The 14,348-nt window shown below is 37.1% G+C and carries 12 protein-coding genes; 11 read left to right on the forward strand and 1 reads right to left on the reverse strand.

Features of this window, described 5'->3' with window-relative positions; translation table 11 throughout:
• Positions 1 to 18 precede the first annotated feature (18 nt).
• From B9N79_RS05525 to B9N79_RS05555, 7 genes are all read left to right on the forward strand, one after another.
• Positions 19 to 864: a YitT family protein gene (locus tag B9N79_RS05525; protein WP_019392179.1), complete on the forward strand. Its 846-nt coding sequence runs from the start codon at positions 19 to 21 to the stop codon at positions 862 to 864.
• Between the two features lie 152 nt (positions 865 to 1,016).
• On the forward strand, positions 1,017 to 1,913 hold the full coding sequence (locus B9N79_RS05530; protein ID WP_019392180.1) for a manganese catalase family protein: 897 nt from the start codon (positions 1,017 to 1,019) through the stop codon (positions 1,911 to 1,913).
• A 211-nt stretch (positions 1,914 to 2,124) separates the two neighbouring features.
• On the forward strand, positions 2,125 to 3,477 hold the full coding sequence (locus B9N79_RS05535) for a sigma-54 interaction domain-containing protein (RefSeq protein ID WP_040056465.1): 1,353 nt from the start codon (positions 2,125 to 2,127) through the stop codon (positions 3,475 to 3,477).
• A gap of 268 nt (positions 3,478 to 3,745) precedes the next feature.
• Entirely contained in the window at positions 3,746 to 5,197 is a 1,452-nt protein-coding gene (locus tag B9N79_RS05540) for an alpha/beta hydrolase family protein (RefSeq protein ID WP_085117931.1), read from the forward strand.
• 24 nt (positions 5,198 to 5,221) lie between these two features.
• A complete protein-coding gene (locus B9N79_RS05545; RefSeq protein WP_046217688.1) occupies positions 5,222 to 6,523 on the forward strand; it encodes a CitMHS family transporter in 1,302 nt (433 codons plus the stop codon).
• Between the two features lie 10 nt (positions 6,524 to 6,533).
• Positions 6,534 to 7,868, forward strand: a complete 1,335-nt coding sequence (locus B9N79_RS05550) for an acyclic terpene utilization AtuA family protein (protein ID WP_040056462.1) — start codon at positions 6,534 to 6,536, stop codon at positions 7,866 to 7,868.
• Positions 7,852 to 8,160 carry an AtuA-related protein gene (locus B9N79_RS05555; protein WP_040056461.1) on the forward strand — a complete coding sequence of 103 codons (309 nt, stop codon included), beginning with the start codon at positions 7,852 to 7,854 and terminating at the stop codon, positions 8,158 to 8,160. The genes B9N79_RS05550 and B9N79_RS05555 overlap by 17 nt, the downstream gene beginning before the upstream one ends.
• Before the next feature lie 29 nt (positions 8,161 to 8,189).
• Here the strand turns inward: B9N79_RS05555 and B9N79_RS05560 are convergent, their stop codons facing one another.
• Positions 8,190 to 8,792 carry a DUF4241 domain-containing protein gene (locus B9N79_RS05560; protein WP_040056460.1) on the reverse strand — a complete coding sequence of 201 codons (603 nt, stop codon included), beginning with the start codon at positions 8,790 to 8,792 and terminating at the stop codon, positions 8,190 to 8,192.
• 271 nt (positions 8,793 to 9,063) lie between these two features.
• Here B9N79_RS05560 and licT point away from each other — a divergent pair, with 271 nt between their 5' ends.
• From licT to B9N79_RS05580, 4 genes are all read left to right on the forward strand, one after another.
• A complete protein-coding gene (gene licT / locus B9N79_RS05565) occupies positions 9,064 to 9,912 on the forward strand; it encodes a BglG family transcription antiterminator LicT (protein WP_040056459.1) in 849 nt (282 codons plus the stop codon).
• 117 nt (positions 9,913 to 10,029) lie between these two features.
• Positions 10,030 to 11,901 (forward strand): beta-glucoside-specific PTS transporter subunit IIABC, encoded by a 1,872-nt coding sequence (locus B9N79_RS05570; RefSeq protein WP_040056458.1) that lies wholly within the window; start codon positions 10,030 to 10,032, stop codon positions 11,899 to 11,901.
• Positions 11,902 to 11,923: 22 nt separating this feature from the next.
• Entirely contained in the window at positions 11,924 to 13,381 is a 1,458-nt protein-coding gene (locus B9N79_RS05575; protein ID WP_040056457.1) for a glycoside hydrolase family 1 protein, read from the forward strand.
• Between the two features lie 287 nt (positions 13,382 to 13,668).
• Entirely contained in the window at positions 13,669 to 14,229 is a 561-nt protein-coding gene (locus B9N79_RS05580; RefSeq protein WP_019392190.1) for a TetR/AcrR family transcriptional regulator, read from the forward strand.
• The last annotated feature ends 119 nt before the right edge of the window (positions 14,230 to 14,348 follow it).

Below are 14,348 nucleotides of genomic sequence, written 5' to 3' on the forward strand. Positions count from 1 at the left end.
AGAGAAAGGAGGAGCCATATGAAAACTGTTTATAAAGATCTTTTACTCATTATAGTTGGATCTCTTCTTGTTGCAGCTTCGATTGATTTTTTTGTTGTACCGAATAAGCTTGGGGATGGAAGTTCTGTTGGAATTGCTCTTGTTCTTTATTATCTTTTTCATATCCCAACAAGCGTTAGTACTTTTGTTGTTAACATTGTGTTTATTGCTATTTCAGCTAAGTTTTTGACGAAAAGAACAATTGCTTACACTGTATTAGGAGCCTTTATGACATCTGTATTCCTGAGCCTTGTTGCTTTCATTCCATTTAAAGTAGAAGATATGATTTTAGGTATTGTATTTGGAGCTCTTTTAATGGGGGCTGGGCTTGCTCTTATTTTCATTGCAGATGGTTCTACGGGAGGAACAACACTTCTTGCCTATTTGCTGAACTATACAAAAGGCTACAATATTTCTAAAAGTATGTTTTATATGGATAGCTTAATTATCTTGGCATCTGTTGTTGCAATTGGTGTACACAATACGCTTTATACGTTCATTTTTGTGTATTTGTGCGCTAAGATTGTGAACATTTTTATCGAAGGATTTCATAATAAAAAAGCTGTGACAATTATGTCTGCAAAACACGAAGAAATTGCAAATTACGTAACAAAAAATTGTGGACATGCCGCTACTATTTTTTATGGATACGGTTTTTATGAAAATAAAAACAAGCATATTATCTATACGGTTATTAAAAAGAACGAGTTGTTAAAAGTAAAGCGAAATGTAACTAAAATAGATCCTCAGTCTTTCATTGTGATTCATGATGTAAAAGAAGTTGTAGGAGGCAAATTTGGATTTATAAGCTCTTCTGCAAAATGAACAAAAAGCTTTTAAGGTGAACGATCATCTTAAAGGCTTTTTGTTGTTTTGATAGGAAACAGGAAATAAGAAAAGACAATGGGTGAATGAGACAATCCCTTTTTATCATACAACGTAATAGACAGCATTGTTGTCATAAGGAGGGTACAACTATGATTAAACGAATAGATAAGCTGCTTATCGATTTACCCAAATCTGTACATCCAGATGCTAATGCTGCTGCTGCCGTGCAGGAGCTTCTAGGCGGAAAATTTGGCGAGATGTCAACGCTTAATAACTATATGTTTCAATCTTTTAACTTTCGTCATAAAAAGAAGTTCCGTCCTTTTTATGAACTGATTGCAAGTATCACAGCAGAAGAGTTCGGGCATGTGGAGCTTGTCTCAAATGCGATTAATTTAATGATTGAAGGAACAACATTTCCAGAAGATCCAGACCTTGCTCCAATGAGGGATGCGAAGGATAAACGAAACACGCATCATTTTATTGCAACAGCTCAAACAGCAATTCCTGCTAATTCAATGGGTCAGCCGTGGACAGGAGATTATGTTGTAACAAGTGGGAATTTGATCTTTGATCTTTTGCACAACTTTTTTCTTGAGTGTGGAGCACGCACGCATAAAATGCGCGTATATGAAATGACAGATCATCCTGTTGCGCGGGAAATGATTGGATATCTGCTTGTACGAGGTACAACACATGCGGTTGCTTATGCAAAAGCACTTGAAGTTGCAACAGGTGTTGATGTAACAAAGTTGCTTCCAATTCCAGACCTCGAAAATAAGCGTTTTGATAGCGCTCGGAAATTTGAAGAGCAAAATGTTCATACGAAACTATATACATTTAGCGATGCGGATTATAAACAAATAGCGAAAATTTGGAAAGGACCTCATCCATCAGATGGAAAGCCTGTTCAAGTTGTAGATGGAACGCCAAGAGGAGGAACAATTCCGGACTTAGAACCCATTACAGAAGAGTTTGCACCAGGTATTTCAGAGGAAGACTTTATAAAAATATTAGCTCGTTTAAAAAGCTCTGCTGGCATATAACATATTGTCCCTATTCAATATAGCAGGAGTAGAGAGAAGAAACATAAAGAGATGCTTCTTCAAGGAAAAGACTTGAAAACAAATGGAAAGCAACCCTTACCTTAAGTGTGACAGAACAATTCATTGTTCTGTTATTTTTAATACAAAGAGAAAACCCTTTCATAAAAAGTGTTTCTAGCCTATTCTTAATACATAAGAAGGGGGATTAAAAATGGGGGAAGAGATTTCTATGCGACATAGTGCAGAATGGTGGAAAGCCGTTGCTCACTGTATTCATGATGGGATTCTTGTTATTGATAAGCATGAAATTGTAAGAATGATTAATCCAGAATACACGAAGATTACAGGAGTGACACAAGATATTATTGGAAAACCGCTCAGTGCATACAGACGTGGTGCTAAGCTTCCACAAACATTAAAGGATAGGAAAATAAGAGCAGGAGTGTATAGAAAAACCGCAGACCGAGAATATATGGTGGATATGGCCCCTATTATATTAGATGGGGAAGTTGTGGGAGCTGTTTCAGTTTGTAAGAGCTTAACAGAAGTAGACAAGCTTTCTCAGGAATTAAAAAGGCAAAGAGAAAAGGTTGAAACATTAAAAAGCCGGATGAATAGAGCTTATGAAGCAAAGTATACGTTTGAAGATATTATGGGTAAGAGTGATAAGGTGAAAAAAGCCATCTCGATTGCTGAAAAGGCTTCAGCCTCATCTTTTCCTGTTCTTATAACAGGGGAGAGTGGAACAGGAAAAGAGCTATTTGCTCAAAGTATTCATAATAAAAGTGAGCGAAGTGGACGGGCATTTGTTCCTGTAAATTGTGCAGCCATTCCATCTTCATTGCTAGAAAGCGAGCTTTTCGGATACGGAGAAGGAGCATTCACAAATGCGAAAAAAAATGGAAAGCCGGGACTTTTTGAGGTAGCGCATGAAGGCACACTATTTCTAGATGAAATAGGTGATATGCCCTCAAGTCTGCAGGCTAAACTTCTTCGTGTTTTACAAGAGAAAAAGCTGCGAAGAGTAGGAGAAACAAAAGAGCGAGAAATCGACGTGAGAATTATTGCTGCGACACATCATAATATCGAACAGCTTGTGCATAAAAACCATTTTAGAGAAGATTTATTTTATCGATTAAACGTTATTCGCATTGAAGTTCCTCCTTTACGAGAGAGAAAAGAAGATATTTCTATACTTATTGAATCTCAAACTTCTGAATTTACTTCGTACATTTTTGAGGAGGAAGCTGTGCGCGTTTTAAGAAGTTATGAGTGGCCAGGAAATATTAGAGAGTTAAAAAATACTGTAGATTATGCTATCTGTATGGCAGATAACGAACAAATTACAGTAGAAAACTTACCCTCATTTATTGTAAAGAAAGGAGAAAAAAACAAAGAAGAAAGTGAAACATTGCAAGAAATGATAAGAAGAAGAGAAAAAGAATATATTCAAAAAGCATTAAGTACATGTGGATATAATATTGAAGGAAAGAAAAAAGCAGCGGAGTTATTAGGTATCTCTCTTGCTACTTTGTACAACAAGTTAAAAAAGCTTAACATGTGAGATTTCTAAAAGGTTAGAAAGTGTTCTAACCTTTTAGAAATCTTTTCTTTTTCTCTTCGTATAAAGGAAATTCATTTTCGAGAGACGAGAGGAGTTCTAGAAATTTAGAAAACTATAAGAAAGCGTTTTCTAAATAAAATTACCGTTAGAGAATTTCTTTTCTTTAAAAACTGCTGTTTTTGAGAAAGAAACATTAGAAATGATCAGGTTGGCATGCATCTTGCACTATATAAAGTAAAGAAAGGATGTAGAGGAAAGGAGAGAAGGGATGAAAAGAACTCACTTTAAAAAGTTTTTTATAGCTAGTACAGCTGCTTGTTGTTTTTTTTGTATATCTGAAAGTACAAAAGCACAAAGAGTTATCGATGGAGCTCATAGTGTTACAGTAGAACAATTCAACGGAGAAAATGGGAACTGGCTTACAACAAAGAATCCTGAACAGCTTCAAAAAGCAGGAGGATTATCAGGCGCCACATTATGGGGAGAGAAAGAAGATAAGACAGGGTTTTATCGCTACTACAGTCCAAAAGAGGTGAAAGGAAAAGAAATTCGGGGAACGTTTGAAGACGCTCGTTTTGTTATTCGAGTTCCTAGAGACTGGAATGGAAAGCTTGTTGTTTCAGCTCCAGGAGGAAATGCGAGTGAAATGTCTAATGATCTTCTCTTCAGTGATTACGTATTAGAAAAAGGATATGCATATGCTTCAACAGATAAAGGAACATTTGGTGGAGACAATGCGCTTGTTTCAAAAGACGACTCTCTAGCAGAATGGCATATGAGATTTCGGCAATTAACGAAAGCCGCTCAGTCGTATTTATCAGTGCATTATAAAAGTAAACTTATCGCTCCTGAATCTGAAGGAGCAGGGAAACTTGTTTCATTAAAGCATCCTATTCCAACATATGCTGTTGGTTACTCTAATGGTGGATATGTTGTACGCTATGCTCTTGAGCATGATAATGAAAAAACTCCTCTCTTTGATGGTGGAGTTGATATGGCAGGAGTGCTATGGAGAGCAAATGAACCCAACTTAATTACCTCTTATACACAAATTGTTCAACATGCAGGAGTTGCTCTTTACGGGGAAGGCAAGAAGAAAGAAAAAGCCATTGAAGAGATGTATGAAGCAGGTCTTCCTAAAGGAACAGAAAACTACTGGTTTTATTCAGATCAGCATAAATGGTTCAATACGTTAAATAGATATCGAGATGAGCTAGATCCAACAGCCAAGAAAAAAATACCGTGGCAACAGTATACGAACTATGATCAGTTTGGGCTGCGCAACAGGTCCAATGACTATATTTTTAACAGTTATCATTTTGATAAAAGACCAGACGAGGTGAAAAGAACAGTGAGAGAAATTGAGAATACAGGCGAAATTAAAGCCCCGCTTATTACTGTCTTTGGAACATGGGACGCTGTTTTATTCCCTGATGTTCATGCCTATCCGTATGAAAAGCTTGTTAAAAACAAGGGAAACAATGATTATCGTCTTTATATGATTGAAAAAGGTGCGCATTCTGATGCTCTTGTACGTAGTGAATATGACATTCAAAAAGATAGACAGCCACTCGCCCCTTATGTTCATCAGAGCTTTGACCTTGTTGTTGAGTGGGTAGAGAACAGCGCAAAGCCACCAAGAAGCCAAAAAATTGCTACCCCACAAAATAGACTCAAAGTAGAAAGCATTCAAAGTGGAAAGGAAATAGAACCTTATTAGCCGAAAAAAGATAGGGGGAAAAACATGATCGCATTGTTAGGTTTATTAACAATCGGAACTTTTCTTTTTCTCATTATGACAAAACGGGTTTCTGTTTTAGTTTCTTTAGTACTTGTGCCAATTTTGTTTGGCTTAATTGGAGGATTTGGCCGTGACTTAGGAAATATGATGTTAGACGGACTTATCCAAGTCGCCCCAACGGGAATTATGATTGTTTTCGCTATTTTATACTTCGGCTTAATGCTTGATGCAGGGCTGTTTGATCCAATGATTGCAAAAATAGTGGCTGTCGTAAAAGGTGATCCCTTAAAGATTGTAGTAGGCACAGCTTTACTGACACTAGTTGTCCATCTAGACGGAGACGGAGCAGCAACATTCATGATTACAATTTCAGCGCTTTTACCAATCTATAAAAAATTGAACATGAATCCTCTTATTCTTTCAGGAGTTGTAGGCTTAGCTGCAGGAGTTATGAACATGACGCCATGGGGAGGGCCAACGGCAAGGGCAATGGCAACACTTGATGCCCAGTCTTCAGATATCTTTAATCCTATTATTCCGGCAATGCTTGGGGGAATTGTCTGGGTTCTATTTATCGCATATATATTAGGGAGAAAGGAACAGAGAAGGCTTGGGATTTTAAAAATCGATGAAGATTACAAAATGCTGTCAGAACAAGCAGCAGCTGTTGATGAAAGTGCAAAACGTCCTAATCTGTTTTGGTTCAACGTTTTATTAACTTTAACTTTGCTAGTTTCTCTTATTTGTGAACTGCTTCCAATGCCTGTTTTATTTCTTGTAGCCTTTGTTATAGCTTTGTTTATTAATTATCCTCATCCAAAAGACCAGCAAGAAAGGCTTACGAATCATGCAAGCAATATTATTGTTGTTTGTACAATGATTTTTGCTGCAGGTATTTTCACAGGAGTTTTGACAGGAACGAAAATGATTGAAGAGATGTCTATATCACTTGTCTCTATTATTCCAGATTCACTTGGGGGATATCTTCCTGTGCTTGTTGCTATAACAAGTATGCCTCTCAGTCTAGTTTTTACTCCTGATGCGTATTATTTCGGAGTTTTACCCATTTTGAGTGAAACTGCTGCAAGCTTTGGAGTAAACCCACATGAAATTGGAAGAGCAGCTATTTTAGGACAAATGACAACAGGATTTCCGCTTAGTCCTCTAACGGCATCTACTTTCATTCTTATTGGACTAACAGGAGTAAGTCTAGTTGATCATCAGAAATTTATTTTTAAATGGGCTTTTGGTACAACGCTTGTTATGACTGTTCTCGCTCTTTTAACAGGAGCTATTTCTATTTGAGGTGATAAATATGTTAAGAATCGGATCTGGAGCGGGGTTTTCAGGAGATCGGTTAGAACCTGCGCTTTTATTAGCACAAAGTGGGAAGTTAGACTATCTTGTTTTAGAATGTTTAGCAGAACGCACAATTGCTCTTGCTCAAAAGCGGAAGCAAAAAAATGAAAAAGAAGGGTATGATCTTCTTTTAGAAAAAAGAATAGAGCTTCTTTTACCTTCACTTCATAAACATAATGTTCGTCTTATTACAAATATGGGCGCTGCAAATCCCATTGAAGCTGCAAAGAAAGTAGTCGAGATTGCCAAAAGACTTAATATTCCTGTGAAAGTAGCAGCTGTAACTGGTGATGATGTTTTTCACAGCATTGATTTGACAACACCTTCTTTAGAAACAAATGAGCCGTTGTACTCGTATCAAAAAATTGTATCTGCTAATGCATACATTGGTATAGAGGGAATTATCTCTGCTTTAGAGAAGGAGGCGGACATTATTGTCACAGGTAGAGCTGCTGATCCTTCCCTTTTTTTAGCTCCTATTGTGCATCACTATGGTTGGTCATTGACAGATTACAATAAGCTTGGGCAAGGAACAGTTATTGGTCACTTGCTTGAGTGTGGGGGGCAAGTTTCAGGAGGATATTTTGCAGATCCTGTTAAAAAGCCAGTACAGGACCTTGATACATTAGGATTTCCGTATGCGGAAATTGAAAAAGATGGAAGAGCAATTATTAGAAAGTTAGAGGGAACGGGAGGGGAAATAAATTTAGCAACAGTGAAGGAACAGCTTCTCTATGAAGTACTAAATCCATATGAATATATAACTCCTGATGTACGTGCTGATTTTACTTCTGTCCATTTAGAACAAGTAGAAAAAGATGCTGTTCTTGTCTACGGAGGGAGGGGAAGCGAGAAGCCTGAAAATTTAAAAGTAAGTGTTGGCTATCATGCCGGTTTCATTGGGGAAGGAGAAATTTCTTATGGCGGAGAGCATGCACTTAAACGAGCGGAACTTGCAGGAGAAGTTATAGGAAGACGTCTAAATGATTGTTTTTCAGATTTTCAAATCGATTATATCGGCTGTTCTTCGCTGCACCACTCATCATTTAATCATAGAAACCAACCATATGAAGTTAGGATGCGAGTTGCAGGAAGGACAGATACGTTAGAGAGGGCAAGGTTAATAGGAGAAGAAGTTGAAGCTCTTTATACGAACGGACCTGCTGGAGGTGGAGGAGCTAGAAAATATGCTTATGATGTTATTGGGATTGTGTCATCTTTTATACCTCGAGATAAAGTAAAGCTAAGTATAACAGTAGAGGAGCATATAACACATGAAAAAACTATATGATATCGCTCATAGTCGAGCAGGTGATAAAGGGAATACGCTTATGCTTTCCCTTATCCCTTACAATGAACAAGATTATCAGTTGCTTTGTGAAAAGATAACAGCAGAAAAAGTGAAAAAACATTTAGAAGGAATTGTAGAAGGTAAGGTTATCAGATATGAACTCCCTAATATTTCGGCTTTACAATTTGTGTGCTATAACGCTATGGGCGGAGGGGTAACAACATCATTAAGCATTGATACACATGGAAAGAGCCTTAGCTATGCTCTATTGGAAATGAAAGTTGATATGTAAGAAAGTCCTGCCTTGTAGGCAGGATTCTCTTACATAATATTAAAATCTGTCACAAGAGAAACAACATTTCCTTTTTCATTAATTCCCCAATATGAGGCATAAAATCCATCTCCATATCCGGAAGAGAAGATTAGGGCATTAAGGTTATATTCTTCATCAAGGATTAAATTTCCCCACATATCATCGTGTTCTTCAAGTTTTTCTTCTAGAATGTCATCATAGAAGCTAATAAAGTCATCTCCAAGCTCGTTGATTTTCTGTCTTTCGAGCTCTTCCATCTTTAGTACAGCACTTCCATCAGCAAAACAGCTTAAACCTGTATCAACAGGATGGCCAAAAATCATATTTTTCTTAAGATTTTTAATATGTTGACCAGGTTTTGTTGCCATTTCAAAGCGAACTGGCTTTTGAGTTGAAAACGTAATAAGAGCTCCGGCGACAGAGTTTTCTTTATCTAATAGTAAAGAAACAGGATATGAGCCAGGTTGAACGTTTTTTTGGAAAGCGGTACCTTCCTCAAAAAAGTTAGGATCACATGCAACGATATTTCCAGATATAATGGTAATGTTCTCGATAGATTGATAGTATAGGTTTTCTTTCTCATGAAGAAGAAAAGAAAGTAGCTCTTGCATATGTTTTCATCCTTTCTAAGCCAATAGTCTTTCCTAGTATAACAGCAAACAAGAAAAGAAATTTCAATTCTATACGTTTTTAGTGAAAATAGTACTAAAAAAGTGTTTGCAAGCGCAATCATTCTGTTGTATACTAAGTTCATAGATAAGGATTGTTACTGTTCGGCAGGCAAAACCTGAATTCATTAGAGTGTTATAGGCTTCTATAATGCTGTCATGAGTTCGGGTTTTTTTGTTAGCGAACAAAATTTCAGTGACAAGGTGAATCATTATGCGCATAAAGAAAATTTTTAACAATAACGTTATTCTTTCAGAAAGTGAACATAATCAAGAAATAGTTGTAATGGGAAGAGGACTCGCTTTTCAAAAGAAAGCAGGAGACGAAGTTGAGGAAGAGAAGATTGAAAAAACATTCGTTATTCACTCAGAATCTACTGCTAACAAATTATCTGAACTTCTCAAAGATATTCCGTTTCTCCACTTAGAAGTATCAAATGACATTATTGAATTAGCTCAAGAAAAACTATCATGTCAGCTTAATGAGACGGTATACCTTTCATTAACAGATCATATTCATTTCGCACTAACCCGCTTTAAAGAAGGACTTATCATTAAGAACCCGCTTTTATGGGAAGTTAAGAAATTTTATAAAGATGAACACGCTGTTGCCCTTCTTGCACTAGATTTGATTGAAGAACGTACAGGCATTCGTTTACCAGAAGATGAAAGCGCATCAATTGCTCTTCACCTTTTCAATGCCCGCCAAGATTCATCAGGTATGGAAGAGACAATGGAAATGACAAATATCGTGAATAGTGTTGTAAATATTGTGAACTATCACTACGGTATTTCCTTTGATGAAGAGTCTATTAATTACAATCGTTTTATTACACACTTACGCTATTTTGCTTATCGAATGCTACGCGGGGAGCTTGAGCATGATGAAGAAGAAAATTCTCTCTATGAGCAAGTGAAAAATCAGTATCCTGCAGCAGATGAATGTACAAAAAAAGTACAGAAATATTTACAAAAAGAGTATAATGTTAAAATGACGAAAGATGAGTTATCATACTTTATTATCCACATTCATAGAGTTTCTAATCGAGAAAAAAATAAATAACGACACTCATTTAGGATTGTTACTGGTTAGCAGGCAAAACCTGAAGAGAACAAAGAAAAGACGATGCTCTTTTCGTGTTCCCTTCAGGTTTTTTACGTTAAAAAGGAGGAAAGAGCTATGGATAACAAGCAGCTTGGTAATGAAATTGTAGAACTAGTTGGTGGAGAAGGCAACATTATATCCCTTGTCCATTGTGCAACACGCCTTCGCTTTAAGCTTCGAAAGCATAGCGAAGCAAATAAAGATGCCCTAACGAATCACCCAGAAGTGATTACAGTTGTTGAAAAGGGAGGGCAGTTTCAAGTTGTAGTTGGAAACCGCGTTGGAAAAGTATACAGCGAGATTATGAAAAACCATGCGATCAAAGGTGGGGATGAAGGAGCAGAAGGCGGCGGAGAAAAGGTTAGCGTTGTCTCTCGCGTCTTTGAATATATTTCAGGCACGTTCTCGCCGCTTATTCCCGCTTTAGCAGGAGCAGGGATGATTAAAGCCCTCCTTGCCGTGTTAACTCTTTTAAACGTGTTGGATGCTAAAAGTACAACATATGCCGTTTTAAATGCCGCATCTGGAGGAGTATTTTACTTTCTCCCAGTCTTTGTCGGTATTACAGCAGCACGGAAATTAAATGCAAATCCATTTGTAGGGGGAGCCATTGCAGCAGGACTTTTGGAACCTAATTTTACGGCTCTTATTGAACAGAGTGGAAATATAAACTTTTTAAATATTCCACTTCTTGCAATTGATTACTCTTCAACGGTTTTCCCGATGCTGATTGCGATTGCGATTTATGCGATGCTTGAGAAAGTATTAAAAAAGTACACGCCAGATACAATTCAATTATTCTTTGTACCAATGATCAGCTTGCTTATTATGGTTCCTTTGACAGCGCTTGCATTCGGTCCTTTTGCTGAATATGTAAGTGCCGGCATTGGATCAGGCATTGTCTTTATGCTAGATAAATCAGCAATTCTTACAGGGATTTTAATTGCTGCTGCTTGGCCAATCCTCGTTATTTTAGGGGTTCACTGGGGAATTACGCCAATTTCGATTGCAAACTTTTCACGTGGCGGAGATATGATTAACCCAATTACAGCAGCTGCCACATTTGCTCAAATGGGAATTGCACTTGGTGTTTACCTTCGCGCTCGCAAAAACAAAAATTTGCAGTCCCTTTCAATTGCTGCCCTTTTATCAGGACTATTCGCAGGGGTAACAGAGCCCATTCTTTACGGAATTATCCTACGCTATAAAAAGCTTATACCAATCTTACTTGCATCAGGTGGACTTGGAGGGGCCTTTATTGCAGTGTTCGATGTAAGAGTCTTTACATTTGTATTTAACAGCATGTTTACAATTCCTGCTTATTCTCCAATGGTAGGATATGTGATTGGAATTAGTATTTCATTTGCAGCAGCAACTATTTTAACCTTTATTATCGGTGCTGAAGGTAAAAAGAAAGAAGGAAAAAAAGAAGAAGGAAAAGCAGAGGTAGCAGCAACTGCAGAACCTGCTGTGACTAATATGAAAAACAGTCAGAAGACTGAACTTTCTTCTCCATTAGTGGGAGAAATGGTTCCATTAGAAAATGTAGAAGACCCTGTTTTTTCAAGCGGCGCAATGGGAAAAGGTGTAGCTGTTGAACCAACAGAAGGGATTGTATATGCACCGTTTGATGGAGAAGTATCTATTTTGTTTCCAACAAAGCATGCAATTGGCTTAAAAAGTGATGATGGGATCGAACTACTGATCCACGTTGGACTTGATACAGTACAGCTTGATGGCAAACATTTTTCAGCATACGTTTCTCAAGGAGAGAAAGTGAAAAAGGGAACTAAGCTTGTCACATTTGATATTGAAGGTATTCAAAAAGAAGGATACCAAACAACAACGCCTGTTATTGTAACAAATACAGATCAATATTTAGATGTTGTGCCATCAACATTTAAGCATGTGAATAGTAAAGAGCCTGTGTTTACCGTTATAAAATAATAAACCGAGAGGAAGATGAAATATGGCTACATTTAAACCAACATTTCCAAAAAACTTTTACTGGGGTGGAGCAACTGCTGCTAACCAAATTGAAGGAGCATTTGATAAAGATGGAAAGGGATTATCAGCTGCAGACTTTGTAGAATATATTCCAAAAGAAGAGCGCACAAAAGATAATGCAATGGAAATCACCTCAGAACAAATTCGTAAAACACTTAGCGGCGAGAGTACAGGACGTTTTCCAAAACGTGAAGGAGTAGACTTCTATCATCGCTATAAAGAAGATATCGCTCTTCTTGCTGAAATGGGTTTTACAGCTTTTCGACTTTCTATTCACTGGTCAAGAATTTTTCCAAACGGCTATGATAAAGAGCCAAATGAAGCTGGTCTAGCTTTTTATGATCGCGTGTTTGATGAACTCGCAAAATATAACATTGAGCCAATTGTAACGTTATCTCATTATGAGACACCATACGGACTAACAGAGAAATATAATGGATGGGCAGGACGTGAAGTGATTGATCATTTTGTACGCTACGCGGAAACGGTCTTTACTCGCTACAAAGACAAAGTAAAGTTTTGGATTTCATTTAATGAAATTAACGTGATTACATTAAGTCCATTTACAGGAGGAGGGATTGTGTCAGACCGTGAGGAAAATCCCGTACAAACGAAATACCAAGCTCTTCACCATCAGTTTGTAGCAAGTGCTCTTGTGACGAAAAGATTGCATGAAATTAATCCAGAAGGAAAAATGGGTTGCATGCTAGCAAGAATGAGTCACTATGCAAATACACCAAACCCTGAAGATGTCTTAAAAGCTCAAAAAGACAATCAAGATAACTTGTTCTTTACAGATGTCCATGCAAGAGGAGAATATCCAAAATATATGGAGCGTTTCTTCATTGAAAATGATATTAAAATTATCAAAGAAACAGGAGACGATGAAATTATTAAACAGTATCCTGTTGACTATATTACAATTAGTTACTATATGTCTATGCTGTCATCCTCTGCTCCTGAGGGAGAGCGCACAGATGGAAACTTGATGAATTCTCTTAAAAATCCTTATTTAGAAGCATCTGATTGGGGTTGGCAAATTGACCCTGTTGGTTTGCGAATCGTGTTGAATGATATGTATGACCGCTATAGACTTCCAATCTTTATTGTTGAAAATGGCTTAGGTGCATATGACAAAGTAGAAGAAGACGGATCAATTCATGATACGTACCGTATTGATTATTTACGCAAGCACATTGAGCAAATGAAAGAAGCGATAGGAGATGGAGTGGAACTGCTTGGTTATACATCTTGGGGACCAATTGATTTAGTTTCGATGTCAACGAGCGAAATGTCTAAACGATATGGCTACGTTTACGTTGATAAAGATGATGATGGAAATGGTACATTAGACAGAAAGAGAAAAGATTCGTTTTATTGGTATAAGAAAGTCATCGCAAGCAATGGAGAAGAACTATAAGAAACGAAAAAACCGGTATGAACTTACATGCCGGTTTTTTAATCTGTAAATAAAGATTGTTTATTTTATATGTAATGGAGAAGGAGGGATTTTGGATGCTAAATCTATAGGGTGAAAAAAGAGAGTATTTTTGTGTAAAACGGGAACAGTGATAAAAGATGAAGTTTTTTCTACGCGATTTTCAGAAAGTATGAAAAGTTTGACTGCTGAACGAGAAAGAAGGTAAAATGAAAATAGAATGAATATTCATTCTTACTTAAGAGATGCTTGTTGAGAGGATGGACATCATGCAAAATAAGCGCGATAAAATTATGGATGCTGCACTCGAGCTTTTTGCAGAGCGAGGTTTTAACGCTACAACAGTTCCGACAATCGCTTTAAATGCTGAAGTAGGAGCAGGGACCATTTATCGTTATTTTGAGCATAAAGAAGCTCTTGTTAATGCTGTTTTTCAGCGGTGCGTAGAAAGCTTTTCACACCATTTACAAGAGAACTATCCGAGTGATTCCGGTATTAGAGAACAGTTTCGACACCTGTTTTTTAAAGTAGTTGGTTTTGCCCGAGATCACGTTTATGCTTTTTCATTTTTAGAAAGCCAAAGCAATGCGCCCTATTTAGATTCAAAAAGTATTGACATTTTCCAAGAAATGATGGATTTTTTCTATCAGTTTTTAGAGGAAGGAAAGAAAGTAAATGTTATTCGCTCTGTACCAACAGAAGCACTGTTTGCGATTGTGTACGGTGCATATGTTGAGATAGCAAAACTTTTGCGTAAAAAAATTCTTTCAGAAAGTGATCAACTTATGAATAGTTTAGAAGCGTGTTGTTGGGATGCGGTGAGAGTGTAGAAATTCTACCGCTTTCTTATTAAGAAGAAAAGAATGAACATTCATTCCGCTACATTAATTTATGAAAATAGAATGATAGATACTTATATTTTTCGTCAGTCTATCTTATGAAACAATTG

Origin of the sequence: Priestia filamentosa (assembly GCF_900177535.1) — a bacterium.
In the GTDB taxonomy this organism is placed as follows: domain Bacteria; phylum Bacillota; class Bacilli; order Bacillales; family Bacillaceae_H; genus Bacillus_I; species Bacillus_I filamentosa.